Source organism: Paenibacillus sp. VCA1, from assembly GCF_031583795.1.
Classification (GTDB): Bacteria; Bacillota; Bacilli; order Paenibacillales; family Paenibacillaceae; genus Paenibacillus_AQ; species Paenibacillus_AQ albilobatus.
Window position 1 is genome coordinate 617,013 of sequence record NZ_JAVLSX010000001.1, and the last position, 16,783, is coordinate 633,795.

Annotated in this window: 15 protein-coding genes; 10 read left to right on the top strand and 5 right to left on the bottom strand. The window is 52.4% G+C overall.

What is annotated here, in order from left to right:
* The first annotated feature begins 31 nt into the window (after positions 1-31).
* Positions 32-1,504, top strand: coding sequence for a glycoside hydrolase family 32 protein (locus RJP21_RS02655; protein ID WP_310857977.1), 1,473 nt, complete (start codon positions 32-34; stop codon positions 1,502-1,504).
* A gap of 176 nt (positions 1,505-1,680) precedes the next feature.
* A complete protein-coding gene (locus RJP21_RS02660; protein ID WP_310857978.1) occupies positions 1,681-2,577 on the top strand; it encodes an ROK family protein in 897 nt (298 codons plus the stop codon).
* A 243-nt stretch (positions 2,578-2,820) separates the two neighbouring features.
* Here the strand turns inward: RJP21_RS02660 and RJP21_RS02665 are convergent, their stop codons facing one another.
* The 3 genes from RJP21_RS02665 to RJP21_RS02675 form a co-directional block, all read right to left on the bottom strand.
* Complete coding sequence (locus RJP21_RS02665) at positions 2,821-4,203, bottom strand: Nramp family divalent metal transporter (RefSeq protein WP_310857979.1); 1,383 nt, start codon at positions 4,201-4,203, stop codon at positions 2,821-2,823.
* A 366-nt stretch (positions 4,204-4,569) separates the two neighbouring features.
* Positions 4,570-5,238, bottom strand: a complete 669-nt coding sequence (locus RJP21_RS02670) for a M50 family metallopeptidase (protein ID WP_310857980.1) — start codon at positions 5,236-5,238, stop codon at positions 4,570-4,572.
* Positions 5,239-5,518: 280 nt separating this feature from the next.
* Positions 5,519-6,217 (bottom strand): collagen-like protein, encoded by a 699-nt coding sequence (locus RJP21_RS02675; protein WP_310857981.1) that lies wholly within the window; start codon positions 6,215-6,217, stop codon positions 5,519-5,521.
* Positions 6,218-6,902: 685 nt separating this feature from the next.
* On the opposite strand from RJP21_RS02675, the gene RJP21_RS02680 reads away from it, so the two are divergent.
* The 3 genes from RJP21_RS02680 to RJP21_RS02690 all read left to right on the top strand — a co-directional run bounded on the left by RJP21_RS02680 (position 6,903) and on the right by RJP21_RS02690 (position 9,315).
* Positions 6,903-8,603 carry a DUF4127 family protein gene (locus RJP21_RS02680; protein ID WP_310857982.1) on the top strand — a complete coding sequence of 567 codons (1,701 nt, stop codon included), beginning with the start codon at positions 6,903-6,905 and terminating at the stop codon, positions 8,601-8,603.
* A 163-nt stretch (positions 8,604-8,766) separates the two neighbouring features.
* Complete coding sequence (locus RJP21_RS02685; protein WP_160038822.1) at positions 8,767-9,141, top strand: hypothetical protein; 375 nt, start codon at positions 8,767-8,769, stop codon at positions 9,139-9,141.
* A gap of 3 nt (positions 9,142-9,144) precedes the next feature.
* The gene (locus RJP21_RS02690) at positions 9,145-9,315 is read left to right on the top strand and encodes a hypothetical protein (RefSeq protein ID WP_201452096.1); all 171 of its coding nucleotides are present in this window, start codon (positions 9,145-9,147) and stop codon (positions 9,313-9,315) included.
* Here the strand turns inward: RJP21_RS02690 and RJP21_RS02695 are convergent.
* Positions 9,302-9,643, bottom strand: coding sequence for a hypothetical protein (locus tag RJP21_RS02695; RefSeq protein WP_310857983.1), 342 nt, complete (start codon positions 9,641-9,643; stop codon positions 9,302-9,304). The genes RJP21_RS02690 and RJP21_RS02695 overlap by 14 nt on opposite strands.
* A 241-nt stretch (positions 9,644-9,884) precedes the next feature.
* The gene (locus RJP21_RS02700; protein ID WP_310857984.1) at positions 9,885-10,463 is read right to left on the bottom strand and encodes a DUF6609 family protein; all 579 of its coding nucleotides are present in this window, start codon (positions 10,461-10,463) and stop codon (positions 9,885-9,887) included.
* A 329-nt stretch (positions 10,464-10,792) separates the two neighbouring features.
* Here RJP21_RS02700 and RJP21_RS02705 point away from each other — a divergent pair, with 329 nt between their 5' ends.
* From RJP21_RS02705 to RJP21_RS02725, 5 genes are all read left to right on the top strand, one after another.
* Positions 10,793-10,963: a thiazolylpeptide-type bacteriocin gene (locus RJP21_RS02705; protein ID WP_156124501.1), complete on the top strand. Its 171-nt coding sequence runs from the start codon at positions 10,793-10,795 to the stop codon at positions 10,961-10,963.
* A 53-nt stretch (positions 10,964-11,016) separates the two neighbouring features.
* Entirely contained in the window at positions 11,017-11,187 is a 171-nt protein-coding gene (locus tag RJP21_RS02710; RefSeq protein WP_081992076.1) for a thiazolylpeptide-type bacteriocin, read from the top strand.
* A 123-nt stretch (positions 11,188-11,310) separates the two neighbouring features.
* Positions 11,311-13,749, top strand: a complete 2,439-nt coding sequence (locus RJP21_RS02715) for a hypothetical protein (protein WP_310857985.1) — start codon at positions 11,311-11,313, stop codon at positions 13,747-13,749.
* A gap of 22 nt (positions 13,750-13,771) precedes the next feature.
* Complete coding sequence (locus tag RJP21_RS02720) at positions 13,772-14,869, top strand: hypothetical protein (protein WP_310857986.1); 1,098 nt, start codon at positions 13,772-13,774, stop codon at positions 14,867-14,869.
* On the top strand, positions 14,866-16,707 hold the full coding sequence (locus tag RJP21_RS02725) for a YcaO-like family protein (RefSeq protein WP_310857987.1): 1,842 nt from the start codon (positions 14,866-14,868) through the stop codon (positions 16,705-16,707). Before RJP21_RS02720 ends, RJP21_RS02725 begins: the two co-directional genes overlap by 4 nt.
* The last annotated feature ends 76 nt before the right edge of the window (positions 16,708-16,783 follow it).

The window sequence follows — 16,783 nt, forward strand, 5'->3', positions numbered from 1 at the left end:
CAATGATTACGATAACGAAGGGGTTTAGCAGATGTCTACAATCGCAAAGCAAAACCGCCGCGGCGTTTATCATTTTTCCCCGAAGGAAAACTGGATGAACGACCCGAACGGCATGGTTTATTTTAAAGGCACCTACCATTTGTTTTACCAGCATCACCCGTTCGGAACCACCTGGGGGCCGATGCACTGGGGGCATGCGATCAGCAAGGACCTCGTAACGTGGGAGGAGCTTCCCGTCGCCTTGGCACCGGACGAACACGGCATGATTTTTTCGGGCAGCGCGGTTGTCGACTGGAACAATACCACCGGTTTTTTCGGGGATGAGCCGGGGCTTGTCGCGATTTTTACGCATCACGTAGAAGGGGAAGGCTCGCAGCCCCCGGTACAGTACCAAAGCATTGCTTATAGCACAGACGAGGGGCAAACATGGACGAAATATGAAGGGAACCCGGTGCTGCGGCATGATGCCGTTATCGATTTCCGCGATCCGAAGGTGTTCTGGCATGAGTCGTCGGCGCAGTGGGTGATGATCGTTGCCTGCGGCCAATCGGTGTGCTTGTATCGTTCGCCGAACTTGAAGGAGTGGACGCTTTCCAGCGAGTTCGGGGAGGGGATCGGCTTCCATGGCGGCGTGTGGGAATGCCCGGATTTGTTCCCGCTTCCGGTCGAAGGGACCGACGGGCAAACCCGGTGGGTTATGCTGGTGAGCATCGGTGACCACCCCGATTTCATGGAAGGCTCCAGAACGCAGTATTTTATCGGGGATTTTGATGGGGAGCGGTTTATTCCGGATGTTTGTTCACGGAAGACCATCAGATGGGTTGATTACGGACGGGACAATTACGCCGGCGTCAGCTGGTCGGATATTCCGGCAGAGGACGGCAGACGTCTGTTTATCGGCTGGATGAGCAACTGGAAATATGCCAACCTGACGCCGACGGACGGCTGGAGGGGAGCGATGACCATCGTCCGGGAGCTTCGGCTTCGGGAGATTGACGGCGAGGCAGCTTTGGTTCAGCAGCCGGCCCGTGAGCTGGAGGCGTACCGCAAGCCGGTCGTTTCCTTGAAAAGCGTGGATGCGGCTGCCGCTGCGAAGCAGTTATCCGGCCTGCGGATGGAGAGCTTCGAAATCGATGCCCTAATAGGCTTGTCAGATTCGAGTCAAGGGAGAATTGCCTTTAAAGTAAGAACCGGAACAAGCGAGGAGACGGTCATCGGCTACGATGCAATCGCCAAGGAGGTGTATGTGGACCGCACCCGATCCGGCATGGCTGATTTCCATCCGGCATTCGCGGGCAGACATTCCGCTGTTTTGAAGGATACTTCCGGATTATTAAAGCTGCGCATCTTCATTGACAGATCTTCCGTCGAAGTGTTTGCAGGCGGGGGCCAGGTCGTGCTGACCGATTTGATTTATCCCGACGATACGTCCATGGGCATGACCGTTGACACTGAAGAAGGGCTTACCATCAACGCGCTCCATATTTACGATTTATCCGTCTAGTTCCTTATACTTAACGATGTCGAAAAAACGCCAGGGGTCGGATCGTTCTTGCGGCTGCTTTTGAAGCAATCGGTTCCGTCTTCCCGTTATCCGTGTATTATGCGGCCAGTTGCCGGACTTTTTGACGAAACTGCAAATTTTCAAATGGAAGAATCAAATGTAAGGGGAAGTTTGATATGCGAATTGGAGCAATTGAGGCCGGCGGTACGAAATTCGTCTGCGGGATCGGAAACGAGGATGGAAACATCGAAGAAAGCATCAGCTTTGCGACCAAACATCCGGACGTGACGATGCCCAAAGTGGTTTCCTACTTTATGGATGCGCGGGTAGAAGCGATCGGCATCGGTTCGTTTGGCCCGATCGACCTCCGCCCTGACAGCCCGACGTACGGCTGCATCACGACAACGCCCAAACCGGGCTGGGCGCATTATCCTCTGCTCGGAGAGCTGCAAAGCCGCTTCGCCGTCCCATTCGGCTGGGACACCGACGTCAATGCCGCCGCTTTGGGCGAGGTTCTATACGGCGCAGCGAAAGGCCTCGATAGCTGTATTTATTACACGATTGGCACGGGAGTGGGTATGGGCGTATATACCGAGGAACGGCTCGTCCACGGGCTGGTTCATCCGGAAGGCGGGCATGTGCTGATTCGACGCCACCCGGAGGATGATTTTCCGGGAGTCTGCCCATTCCACGGCGATTGTTTGGAAGGGATGGCAGCGGGACCCGCGATTGAAGCTCGCTGGAAGGCGAAGGGGCATCTGCTGCCGTCGGACCATCCGGCCTGGCCGATTGAAGCGCATTACATTGCCCAGGCTGTCGCCGGAGCGATCCTGACGCACTCGCCGCAGAAGGTTATTCTGGGCGGAGGCGTGATGCAGCAGCACCAGCTGTTTCCGTTGATCCGGGAGGAAGTAAAGCGGAATCTGAACAGTTACGTGCAGGCCGAAGAAGTGCTTGGGGGAATCGGTGAATATATCGTGCCTCCAGGCCTTGGAAACGAAGCCGGATTGCGTGGCGCCTTGGCGCTTGGATGGCGGGCGTTACAGAAGACAAGGCCGAGCTTGATGGCATAATGTGGGAACGGTAACTATCATCTCCGTCCGCAACGGCAAAGTTCCGGGGGGCGGTACACCGCTTGGGCAAATGAAAAACGGGGAGTCCCGCCAAAGCTGGACGATAGGTTCGGAAGCAGCGCTACAATGATGTTAGTATGCACGAGAGATTGCCGCCTTTATTCGAAATCGTTTCTATGAAAAAAACAAAACATCCGCCCCGGATTTTTCCGGGGCGGATGCCGTTTACGAGCCGAAAGCGGCTCATTCGATACCGGCAAACGTGCCGTAGATCAAGAACACGTTCAAGATCGTCAGGACGATCGCGATGGTCCAGGACAAATATTTGACCCATGCCCGGTTTGCGAATTCCCCCATCATTTTTTTGTCGCTGGTGAAAATGGTCAGCGGGATGATGGCAAACGGGAGTTGAACGCTCAGGAATACTTGCGTATAAAGGAGTAGATGTTCCACCGCATTTTCCCGTCCGCCGTACAGGATGACGCAGATGATGACGGGAATGACGGCGAGGAGCCGCGTAATCATCCGGCGCAGCCAGGAAGGCATTTTCATTCGGATAAAACCTTCCATAACAATCTGGCCGGACAAGGTGCCCGTTATGGTCGAGTTTTGGCCCGATGCCAGCAGCGCTACGGCAAACAGCGTGCTGAGCAGGGGACTGGCGATGGCGCCGACGATCGCGTTATCGGCAAGCGCGTTGTACAAGTCGGTGAACCGGCCCAAATCGCTGGTAGAACCGAAAAACATGGCCGCTCCCAGCACCAGCAGCAGGCAGTTGATCACAAACGCGATGCTCAGCTGGATGTTGGAATCGATGGTCGCAAAACGGACGGCTTCCTTTTTGCCTTCGGGCGTCCGTGCAAACTGCCGCGATTGGACGATCGATGAGTGCAAATACAGGTTATGCGGCATGACGGTCGCCCCGACGATCCCGAGCGCGATCAGCAGCATGCCGTTGTTGGTCGCGATTTCCGGGCTTGGGATAAATCCTTGCAGCAACGGTCCGATGCTAGGGTTCGACAAAAGCACCTCGTACAAAAATACGATAAAAATCGTTGCAATCAGCGTCGCGACGATGGCTTCGATTTTGCGGAAGCCGACTTTCGCCAGCAGCAGAAGCAGCAGTACGTCCAAAGTTGTAATCAGCACGCCGACCAGCAGCGGAATTTTAAACAACAGCTGCAGCGCTACCGCGCCTCCGATGACTTCGGCGATATCGGTAGCCATAATGGCGAGCTCGGTTAAAATCCATAAGACGACGGCAACGGGTTTGCTGGTCGCTTGGCGCGTTGCTTGGGCCAAATCCATTCCGGTCACGATGCCCAGCTTGGCGCACATACTTTGCAGCAGCATGGCGATGAGGCTTGAGAGCAGGATAATGCTGAGCAGCGTATATCCGAATTGCGACCCGCCTTGGATGGAGGTGATCCAGTTTCCCGGATCCATATAACCGACGGCGACCAAAGCGCCGGGACCGCTATAAGCGGCGAGTTTTTTCCAAAATCCCGCGTTTTTCGGGAGCGAAACGGTATTGTTTATTTCTGCAAGGCTCAAACCGTTGGTAGAAGTAAACACGTTATGCTGCTTTTGTTTCGCTGTTTTTTGGACTGCAGTTAAGTTTTCCATATTCATCCCTTCTATCATTCATAATATTAGTTATTCATGATCCGGACATTTTGCTTCTTACAACGCTATTTTGCATCAGGTAAACTTTTTTGTCAATGGCAAATATAATTTGATATATAAAAATTAATTGTTTCAGTACAAGTTTTGAAGATATAGGAGAAGCCGCGGTTAGAAAAATTCAGTAAAACGCTGCGTACAGCGGGGCTTCCAGCTTTTTCGAGTAAGGCGTTCGTTGAATGAAAAAGTCGGAAGCCATGCTGAGAAGCAGCTCGTCTTCCGCCAAAAAAATAAAAAAACCGGAAGGCTTCTTTCCCGCTAAGCGAGAAGGGCTTTCCGGTTTTTTTTGCAATGATAGAATATCCACTTTCAGATCTTGGCCGCGCCGGAGCCGAAGCCCCGTTTAAACAAGAGCGACGTCGACAGCTTGGCGCACCATAGGGTAACCGCAATAAAGACGAGGCACCAGATGACGGCCGGAACATGCGTCGCTTGGGCCAAGTTGGCCGCATCTCCGGCGGAAGCGGGACGTGTAACCGACAGGACCAAAATGACGAACGGGCTGATCACGGATTCGACCAGGCAGATGAAAGCGATGAGCAAATAATAGCATTTTTGCAGCAAAGGCGGAGCCATGAAAGCCACGAGACCGCTTAAGACGGCAAAGCCGACGCACCAAAGGAGCCCGTAGCCGTTGCGGACGAACAATGCCGCCGCGACAATGGCAAGAATCATGACCGTAAGCAGTCCGGCCCGTTCATTTCGTTTGGCATAAAGGTAAAACAGCAGTACCGCAAACAGCGCCGAACCGACATATCCGGCAAGCGAGATCGGAATCGCCATCCAATTGCTCGAAAAGGTAGAGAGGGTCACTCCGCCCTGGTTGCTGTACAAGTGGATGACGTTGACCCTGCCCGATAATGCGAGCGTCACCAGCGCATGCGACAGCTCGTGAATCAGGGTGTCCACGTTGCGGAAAAATGCCGAAAACGGGAGAAAACGCGTTAAAATGCCGGTCAGCACGACGACCGCGATCATTTTTAACCAAGCTTGAATGGCCGTTCCCTCATTTCTGTACGATTTGTTTCTATCTTACATGCCGGCGCCGGGAAATTCCAGAATCAATCATGAAAGAAGCGAGATTCCGTGCGTAGGTTGCGTCTCGCTGCAGAAAACCGTACCAAAAAATGAAATATACATTCGTCAAAAGCCAAGAAACCGCTCCTTTAGTGTCAAGGTGCGGCTTCCCGTGCATATACTGAAACATCTCATATTTTATAAAATCGCAATTTGAGCTTCGATGAAATGAAACTTAGGGCTACGCCAATCTTTCAATTACGATCGAGGCGCTTACGACAGGCGTTCCCCCGCCAATAGTACTTTCGAGAATCAAATTCCCCATGTTATCGATCCGGTTCAGCGTCAGGGTGCCTCCAGCCGTCAACTGGGCAACGACCTGACCCGGATAAGGTTGGTTTCCTGCGTTGGTGCCATAGTTGCTGCATGGAACGAGCGTAGCGGGGAGCGGTCCGGCGGCATCCGGATCAAAGAACAGCCCGAAGGCGTTGTTTCCCGGGGTCGGGAACACTTCCCAGCTGATTTTATAGGTTCCGGTCTCCAGAATATTGAGCGTTGAAGGGGCAGTAAAGGAAACTGCCGTTCCGTGAATTAACGAGTTGTTGAAGGTGACGGCTCCGCCCTGTCCGCCGGGGGTAGGGGCCGCTGCGACGTTTTGATCGACGGTGCTGCACAAAAACGCGAACGATGCGATGCCTCCGGCAGGTCCGGCAGGTCCTTGGGGTCCTTGAGGGCCGGGGATGCCTTGGGGCCCTGCGGGTCCTTGAGGTCCCTGAGGTCCTTCAGGGCCTTGTGCCCCTGGAAGGCCTTGAGGACCTTGCGCTCCCGGAAGCCCTTGCGCTCCTGGAATACCTTGTGGTCCCGGAAGCCCTTGTGCTCCCGGAAGCCCTTGTGGTCCCTGCGGTCCTTGAGGTCCCTGTGGCCCTTGAGGGGCTGTCACATTAACTTCGGGAGGAGGACAGTTTACTTTTACTATTTTTTTAACGACAACTTGTTTCTTTTTCTTATGGTGATGGCAACGATGGTGGGGGTGTACAACCGTTTTGATTCTGCCTTTGCAGCGCTTTTCTGCACAATGCAATGATATGCACCTCCTGTAGATTTGTCTACAGCATACGGGTCTACTCTCATTTTGGCATGGACGGATAACTATCGTTTGGTAGACTTACGACCATATTTCGGGAAAACGGGCTTATGGTACGGGAAAATCGTCTACTAGGACAAGCTTGCAGCTGTCGGAGCCGCCGTTTAGGCTTTTGCCCAAATATTAATGGGCTTCATTCCGGGCGTGGCCGAAAATTTTCTTTAGATGACTTGCCATAGCTTTAGGCCTGAGGAAAGGCACGCAGACCTATTGCGCTTTCCTTTTGAAAAAATAATCGATAGATTTTACCAAAAATATATTGCGTATCGTTACGTAACATGTTACCATGGTTTTCAACGAAGGAATCCCGCGAGGATGCTCCCTTCGGTTTAGCGGGAAGTCGTCATGGATATCCGGATATCCGAAAGTGAATCCCGTGAATGGCCGTTGTATCGATACAGGAAAGGATTGATTTTTTTAATCACTCATATAGCGTTACGTGACGTCATATATTATTGTGAAACGAAAAGGAGATGTATTTATGAAAAAAGTTCTGTATGTGCCGCTCGATGATCGTCCATGCAACCTCGATGATGTTGTTATGCAGGCAAAAGCAGCCGGGATTCATGTCATTATTCCGGATGCCAACGACGTCAAAAACCGGCTCGATACCGAGGCCGATTCCGAAGGGAACACGCTCGTTAGAACGTATGCGCCGGTGTTCGGAAACACCGGACATATCCGGCAGTTTATCCGGGACCATATCCGGTCGGCCGACGGATTCATTATCTCATCCGATATGCTGGCTTACGGAGGGCTGATCGGCAGCAGGCGTTTCCGCGCCGACGGCGGCGGCGCCTATCCGAACTATGATCCGGATACCACCGGGCTGCTGGACGTCATCCGGGAAATCAAGCAAACTTGTCCCCATAAGCCCGTATTTGTGCTCGACACGATTATGAGGCTTGCCACGACGGTATTCGTCGAGGGATTGACGCAAAGCGCGTACGACGAGGCGCGGGCGTTTGCGCAGCAGCCGCGGGCCGAAGCTTCGGAGTTTGAAGCGATTTTGGACGGATACGACATCAAGCCCGACGGCACCCATTTCGGCACTCCGGTCCATTTTGACAAAGAGCAGTATTACAATGCCCGCCGCCATAAATTCAAAACGAATTACTATATACTGGACCAGCTGGTCCGCACCGGCGCGATCGATTTTCTTGCCGTAGGCGTCGACGACTCGTATACACAAGGCGTGCAGGCGAACGAAATCGCCTTCCTGGAAGATTACGTGGATCGGCACCTGAACGGCTCGGACGGCCAGAATCCGGACCGTGTCATCCTTCTTCCGGATGCGGACGGGCTCGGCTATTCGTTGATGGGACGTATGGCAAGCCATTTGCACCAGTGCAGCTCCAAACCGCGTTACGGCGTTCGGTATTTCGGGCCGGACGGTTCGACAATCATCAATCCTTATGAGTATATGAGCGTGCATGATAATATCCGGTATCACGTGAATCTGATCGGCGGACGTTTTGTCGATTCCGGGCCTTGCGACGTGGAAATCGTTGCCGTGACGGGGGCGGATCGGGCAGCGGAAGCTGCAGACCATGCCGCAGCCAATGCGCGCAAGCGGCAGCTTACCGTCGTCATCGACTTCGTCGGCGGCGGCGCAGCGGATGAAACCGTCACCCAAGCATTGCTGGATCAAGCGTCGACAGGGCTGCTGTTAGGGTACAGCGGCTGGAACACGGCAGGGAACAAAATCGGGATGGCGCTCGGCATGGCCCATTCCAGGCATGCCTTCCTGGTGACGGAACGGCGCCCGCATGCCCTGGATACCGCCGTAGACGCGCATGGATCGCTGTTGTTCAAACGTTTCCTGAAGGATTACTATTACAAAAAGTTGACGATTGCTGAAGTACGAACCTATTCCAGGGCGCATACCCTGTTTGCCAACGTTCCGTATGCCGACCAGAATATGCTTTTGTTTAACTCGCCGGAGGATTACGAGGCGATCGTCAAGCTGCTTCGGGACCGGATGCAGACAAACACGGAAGCACTTTCGCAAAGAAATGCGTTTCTGCCATGCGCCTCGCAGGCGATCCGGCAGATCAAACGCCCCGGCGGCTGGACTTGTTCGACATACAACGGAGCGGCGTTGGCTTACGAAAATCCGGGATTTATTTGGGGCCGCGCCTTTGAAATAACCCTTCGTCCAAGCGTCACGGTGCAATCATGAAGCACTTATTCTCCTTTCATATAGTATAAATCTTCAAAAGAGAGCAGTCCGTTTTCCATAACGGGCTGCTCTTTTGGCGAATGATAGATTCGCTAGAAGCGGCTCATATTGCGTAACGATACAAAGCATACTATAATCAAAACGGTGAGAAGGGGGACGTGGCATGAAATATACGCTGAACTTATTCGGATACGCGATCGATTGCCGGATCGATTTTCCGGACGGAAAAATGCGGATTCACATTGACGATGAAGATCAGGCCGCATTACGGGCCTACCTGCTGCGGGTATTGGTCAAATACGGACGGCAGCCCGGGCCGCAGGACAGCCTGGAAAACCTGGTTCGGGACGCGATTGAGATCGAAAAGGGCATGAACGGGCATTTAAGCGAGCCGAAGCTGAAGCTCCCTTACGAATTCCAGCCCGAAATCAAAGAAAAGCTGATCGAAGCCGCGGAACTGCAGGATATGTCCGCAACGCAGCTTCTGATTCGCCTGATTGAAAGAAAACACCAAAGCGTGTTCGGGAAGGAAGGCTGAACGATGGCTTACGGAAACAAAGTCAAATTTCACTATGACGTTCCCGTCTATATTAAACAAATGCTGGCGGACACGGCTAAAAAATTGAACATGACCGCAACCGAACTCCTCTCCAAGACGATCGAGGAAGAATATATCCGCGTAAAGTCCTTGCAAGAGTCTAAGCAAGATTAAGCCTGCCCGCCATTTCGGCAAACATACGGATGCTGAAAAGCGGAAGGCTTTCATAAGCATACCCCGGGTCGCCCATATCCGTCGCAAAGCAGTGGCACTCGGTATAATGTTCTTGAGGGTTATGTTCGATCAGCAAAAGCTGAATCTGAGCGTGATCCGTTAGCAGCTTATAGAAATACTCCGATCCGGAATCGGCCTCGATCAGATCCGTTACCGCTTGTCTCATTTGTTTGGGCAGCCGGCATCTCAACTCGGAGAGACCCGTTTCCGGATTCATTTTTTGAATGATCGTCGTCAAGCCCAATCCACCCCGTTTCTTGTAGTTCATTATCCAATCCTCAAGCTAAAGCTCCTTCGTTTTCAAATTATACCAAACATATGTTCCTATGTTAAGAGTGTTTTTCTATAGATTGGAATACGGGGCGCGTTTCATAGGCGTCTCGCTTTGTTTTTCGGCCCAAAAGGAATGATTCTGCTCCACGCAAAATAAGGGATTCGAGCCCTCCGATATGGAGGTCGAATCCCTGTTTATTTAAGCGGCGATCGATTCCGACAGCTGTGGCGATCGCTTAATGGCTTAAAGGCGTTTCAGTCTGCGCTTTTTTCAACGGTTTTCCGGTCAATAGAAGGTAAATGCCGAACAGAAGCTTGACGCCGATATCGATATACGCAATCAGCCGGAAGTTTAGGCTCGAATCCAGCATGCCAAGCAGCGCATCCGCGATCAGCAGCACGGCGAGCACGAACATCGAAGGACCGTGAACCCAAGCCATCGGGATAAAATGAATGCCTATAGCAAGAAACGCACCAAGCCATATGAGCCGGTAGTTTTCATCCGCGAAATGCGGCCCGCCGATCAGCACCATCAATACAAACATGAGGATGATCGAAAATAAAAGCATCCGGTTTTGCCCTTTCGTCGGTCTTCCGTACGACAATTTGCGGCTTAACGATTTGTTGGCCAGAATGCCGAATATCCCGATGACATAGCCGAAAGAAAAAACGGGCATCATGATCAGCTGCTTTCCTCCCGCCATCAGCCCGGCGAAAATGACCACAGCGACCCAGATCAGCCATAGCCCGCAAACTCTTTTGTTCAAAAAGTTCGATTTGTTCCATAATCCCCCCGATAAAGCCTTTTCTATCACTTGTTTCCCTCCCTAACAACTGGTTCAGTAACCATTATAGACCAGGATATTCAGCTTGAAACCCTGCCCATAAACCTAAAAATCCTGATTCTTTTGCCCCTTGCGGCCACTCGTAACGACCGTAACCGGCTCCGCAAAACCAGCCGCAAGACAATTGTGGAGAACCCTCAACACGTATTCGGTGAAGCCGGATAAAAGCTGTGTTAGTCTGTTTACAGGAAGCAATTAACAAATGCACCAAGAACTTTTGAAGGGAGACATTCCTTTGGGAAACTGCTTGAACGTTAACTTGCCCCGTACCCAATCGTCGTAAAAAGGAGGTGAACGTCATGAGCGACCTGAACATGGAATTGAACAAAGAACTGGAAAATCTCGACCTGGAGCTGATCGAGCTTGATCAAGCGGAAGCGATCCCTTCCACTGCAGCATCGAGTGGAAGCGGCAGCAGCTCCACCTGCGGATCTTCGTCCTGCTCCTCTTGCTCTTCATCTTGTGCATAAGCTTGAAGCGAATCGGATCGAACTCATTAAAAATTTTAAAGGAGATGTAAAACATGAACCAATTGAACAAGGAACTGAACAAAGAACTGGAAAATCTCGATCTGGAGCTGATCGAGCTTGATCAAGCGGAAGCGATCCCTTCCACTGCGGCTTCGAGCGGCAGCGGCAGCCACTCCACCTGCGGATCCTCTTCCTGTTCTTCCTGCTCTTCTTCCTGTGCTTGAGCACATTCAGCGGAGCAAATCATACGCTTGCGCAAGACTTACTTTCCTAAGATGGATTCAAAAACCTTGGATGGGGCGGTAGCGGCCGCTTCATCCAAGGGATTTTCCGGAGGAGGAGCATTGGTGACGGAGCCCCACGTATTCATCCGCCAAAATCATTTGTCTTCACATTCTATTCAGCGCCTGAAGGATCATTTCTACCTTCGATTCGCCAACTATCGCGAAGAGCGCTCGGCCTTTGCAACGCAGCAGCAGGAGCTGCGCCAACAATTATCCGGATTCATTGAACGTGAGCCGGGAGCCAGAATTGCATACATACGCCTCCAGCAGGGGATGAAAAGAGGCAAGATACAGTTCGAAAAGATCCCCAAGCTTGAATTCGTTGATCCGGTTCTGTTGGAAAGCATCCGGTCCCATCTAATCCGTGGACAGGAACTTCAGCGGGGTGAGGATCTTTTGCGGGAACAATTTGAAAAAGAATATAAAAGGCAAGCGGAAGAGCTTTATGAGCTGTTCCGGGAGCAGTCAAACGTACAAAATGCATTGCTGTTCACCAACTTTGAAATGTATTGTTCGTTGAACAATTCCTATAGCCCGAAAAAAACAGGAAAGGTTTGGAAGATTATGATGCGTTCATTTGCCAAAACCGCCCCGTTATCCACGTTTACCTCCATCGGCAGGCCGGGTGCCCGGGCATCGACCAGCCGGATCCGTTTGGCCCAGTGGATATTGCTTGCATGGTTTGATTATTTTCTTCTGCTGCCGGAAGTAGTCCGGGCAAGCCGTTTTCGAGTCAAATATGAAGCCGATCCGGTTGGAGAAGCGGTTTGGACCGTCGGCGCCGGGGAGCCTATAGAAGTCCGGCCGGGTCTATACCAACGTGACAAACGGCGATTCGCATTAAAGGAATCCCGTCTGCGAAATCTCCCTTCCGGCAGCATCGTTACATGGGAGGAACTCGCCTCCCGCTTGGGCGTCGGAACGGATTGGGTTGAAAGCCGGACCACGAAGCTGTTGGCAGCCGGATATCTTCGAAATGTGCTGGAGCGCAAGGCGGACACCCTTACCTTAACCGCCCTGATTGACGAAGCGTCTTCTTTCCGGAACGTTTCCGGGAGAGTCGACGGTTTCGTCAGACATCTGGAGGCATTGCATCTCATTGCTACCCGGATGGAAAACGCCACGGATCTTCATATACGGGAGTCGCTGATCCATTCCGCGCAGAAGCATGCGGCAGCATGCTGCGATGCGGTGTTGTGGAAAGGAAAACGTCCCTTGGATCTGTTTCATGAAGACAGCTATATTCCTGCGGGCTCCGATGAGATTCAGGTTCCCGCCAGAAGAACGATCGACAAATGGGCAGATATTCTTCCCTTATTCGATCACAGGTTAAAGTTCAGGCTGTTTATGAAAGAATTGCTTAAGGAAAGGCTCCCTGCTTCCTATGAGTCGCTTCGCCAGTCCCTTTCGGAATACGCCGGCATGTACGAAAAAGAGGTAGCTTTGCGCCGGACCAGCCGAAATACAGTATTTGCCGCATCGCCCCAGGTAACCGGCCTTGAAGATTTGAAAGATGTTTATCGGGAACGGATCAAACCGGCTGAAAACGGCGAGGACGTGCATATCGGGGAAGATGAGCTTATGGATCTTAAAGCGCAGCTTGAGGAGCTCGGCATCAAGCCGCAGCGGACGCTGCAGCTATTAATTCAGCCGGCGATGAATGGGAAATACGTCGTCAATGATTGCAAAAACGGTTACCTGGCGTATTCCATCTATCATGACCCGGGGCGCCATGAGCAAGTGCTCCATAAAATAAGATCCGCTTTGGGATGCGGTGAGGCGGTGCTGCTGACGTATTCGCCGTCCTGCGGATTTAACCCGAACACGAACGATTTTACGGAAATGTATTCCTTGACTGAAGAAATACACGCCCCGGAGGAATGGAGGCATTCGGAAACATCCCGTTTGATTGCCTTAAACAGCTGCACATTGGAGTGGAATGCGGACATGAACCGGTTTGAGCTGCGAGCCGGAGATGTTCGGGGGATCGCGCTTTATACGGGCAGCCTTGCGCCGGCATATCTTCCGCAAGATTACAGGAATATTGCCCTTCTAAGTCAATCGGGCTTTTTAAACGGAATTGGATTCGAGTATAACGAGATTTCCCTCGGGGAGAGCAGGAGGCTGGGAAGAATCAGCTTCGGGGATCTTATTTTGCAGCGCCGCAGAAACATATTGCACTCCAGCCTTTTCTCAAGTCTGACCTTCGACTTTGAAGGATACGGCTCTTTCCATGAGCTTCTTGAGTCCCATGGCATTCCGCTCCGTTCTTTCGTCAGGCTTTTTCCAGTCCGCGAAGGAAAGCTCCATATCAAATATGGGGCGACGGCCATTCACAAGCCGATTTTTTTTGATGCGGAAGAGCCGCTCTATTTTATCGAAATGCTGAAGCATATCCAGCGGAGCCGGCAGCAATATGGGGAAATCGCCGTTGTGTTTGAAGAAGCGCTGCCGGATCCGTATGAGACGGATTATGCGGCTGAATATGTGTACGAAATGTAATGCCGGAAAGGAGGAAGAGGCGGTGGACAAAAGTCCAATACGGATCATTGGCGGCCCTGAAAGGGTTGAATTGCTCGGACGCAGCCGGATGATCAGCCTTGCAGCTGCCAGTTATGACGATATCGTCCATCTTTTTGCGAAGCCTGATCCGAACCCTCAGGAAGCGGAGTGGGTGGCCCGCGTTCGCAGCCTGCTGGGGGAGACGGAGGAACTGTTGCCGATGGAACGTTACGAGTTGGGAGACCGGATCATTTTCGCCGAAGGGGTGTGCATGAGCTGTCTTGGGCGGCAATATCCGGTGTCTTCCTTGAAAAGGTTTCCTCTTCCCAAGCTGTTTGAAACGAAGTTATGGGAAGGAGATCGCATCATTACGATGGATGCTGACGGTCTTGTGGCCATTGCTCCGCTGCCCGAAACCGCTCATGCGGAGTGCTGCCCGCGGGTCCGAAGCCGACTTCTGATGCTGGGAGAAGAAACACGCGATGAAAGCGTGCTTGAACAGGAATTGGTTCAGGAGCGGGTGCGGCAAATAGATATCGATTTCGAAACGTACTGGACGTTAACAGCGGATTTCGGAGATCGAGTCCGCAGATTTGACGGCCCGAGCAAACGCCGGGTGCTGGAGGATATGTATGCATACATGCTTACCCATTATTGCAGCTACCGCACGCTTTCTCCCGGATTAACCGTTCGCGCCGCTTATCTGAATCATATCAACCGTTACGGATTGATTGACGGGGTAGAAACAGAGCAGCGGATATTCGATCCCGGACAATTTTCGTTTTGGATGCCTGGGCCCGTGTTATTCCCGCCTGCCATGAGTTACAGAGTCATTGAAGGCTTGATGCCGGTATACGGCGTTGAATGGAAAAACGGCGGAGTTCTTTTGCGGGCCTTCGGAGAGGATCTGGAGGATGCCTTGTTCCGGTTATGGAACAGACTTCGTGGGAAGGGAGGATCCACGGAGGCTAATGCAGGATCCTTTAGGGATGCAAATAGGCTGGCGGAGGGCTTTCATACACGGGACCGGCAGAATGGCGAGCTTCCTCTTTTTCGATATGAAGACGGGTTTTCCCGCAAATACGGGTTTGCTTTATTGGGGGGAGGTGACGATTCATGATCGCAACGCACGCGTTGAACGAGGTATTGAACCGGCGAGAACAATGGACGCTTTTGGAGGTTGAGGGGGAACGGCTGCCCTGCTTGATCACGTACGGCGACCGTCCGGAAGCAAACGGATATTTGGAACGGAAGCTTCCGAAATTCGCCTTGCTGCACGTGGACGCGCATGAATGCATCGTCGGGCCGGTTTTTTGCCGTGAAGAAATAGGCTGTCCTTCCTGCTTCCTGAAAAGAAGGGCTTTCAATCTTCGGGAGCATGAATATCGGCTTGAAGGGGCGCCCAGCAGGCTGGTCGGGGACCTGCAGGTACCCGAGGATCTCGTGATGGAATGCTTCGGCATGCTGCTCCGCAAGCGCAGGCAGCCGGGGCTGCTGGACTATTACCGGATGAACGGAAACGGGTTGTTGAAACGGCTAACCTTTTGGCCGGCGGAACGATGCTCCAATTGCTCGGAAGGCGGGAAGCCGGATGACGCCGAAGCGTTTGCGGCGGCTTTTAGGGAGAAGGCGGTTTACCCGTATGGAGACAGCTACCGCAAGGAGGGGGCTTCAATTCCGAGCGATGTATTCAGGACGGATAATACCGACTCGAATTTTATCGTTTATAAAGACCGGAATACGCGATCCTTCTTTTCGGTCTCCACCTTTTTCCGGGTAAATAGGGAAGAAAAATATGGAATGGGGATCGGAAGTACAACGGACTATCGGGCAAGCGAGCGCAAGTCTTTGTTTGAAGCGCTCGAAAGGTATGCGGGCATGCATCCGCGAGGCCGGGAGCGAACGGTTACCTGCGCCAGTTTTAACGCCATGCGGCAGTCTGGGCATGTGACGGATCCCCGTATCTTTATCAGGGATGTTGCAGGTTCAAGCGAGAGTCTGGTTCCCTTTGACGAAAATGGCGATTTGCCATGGATCCCAGCCTATTCCTGGAGCTCAAAAGCGCTAACGCATATTCCCGAAAGCTTGGCTTACTACAAAATGGATCAGAATTATTCGGGCGGCGCGCTGCGAGTTTATAAAGGGAACTCCAACGGCAACGCGTTGGGTACCGGCCTTCTAGATAGCGTGTATTATGCGTGCCTCGAATTGATAGAGCGCGATGCTTTTCTGAATCATTGGTATTTACGGCATGCGCCCCCGGAAATTCGACCGGAATCCGTTACGAACGGCAAGGCCCGTTACATGTGCGGAAGGCTGGAGCAACTGGACTACGATGTGAGGTTGTTCGACATCACCATGGATACCGGAATCCCGGTCATCTGGGCGCTTTGCTTCGGCAGGACGCCGGATAAGTTTGCGGCTTATTCGACGTCCGCGGCGCATCCCGATCCGGAGAAAGCCATTCAAAACGCGCTCGAGGAAATGCTGCTCGCCCTTGAATTTTACGACACGCATACCGGCGTCATCCGTGAGAAGGCCAAACGCATCCAGCAGCAGGGCGTTCGGGAAGTCGAAGATCACCCGATCCTTTACTTCTTGCCGGAAGAAAGGCATCATTTCGACTTTTTGTTCGGAGGCGGCAATGTGGATCTCATGGAACGCTTTGCAGATTATTACGAAAATCTCAGATACACCGCCATTGATATGGCCAGCGAAACTTCGGGGCTCCTTGACCGGCTGAAAGCCATTTTCGGCGACGTCATTTTGGTTCGCCAGACGCCGGAGGGATATACGCATCTGGGCCTGGAGGTCGTCAAAGTGCTGATCCCCCATTTGCAGCAGCTCTGGTTTGGAGAGGAACATCGGATGTTAAGCCGGAAGCGGCTGGAACAAGCTGCCCGATTCTGGGGCGTTACGCCGGGAGACATTCAGCATGCGCCTCATCCTTTTCCTTAAAAGGAAAGGGCTTAAAAAGGTTCTAAACTCCTCGTACGAAGCCCGAAACAGAGACATGGCATATTTAACGCAGGCC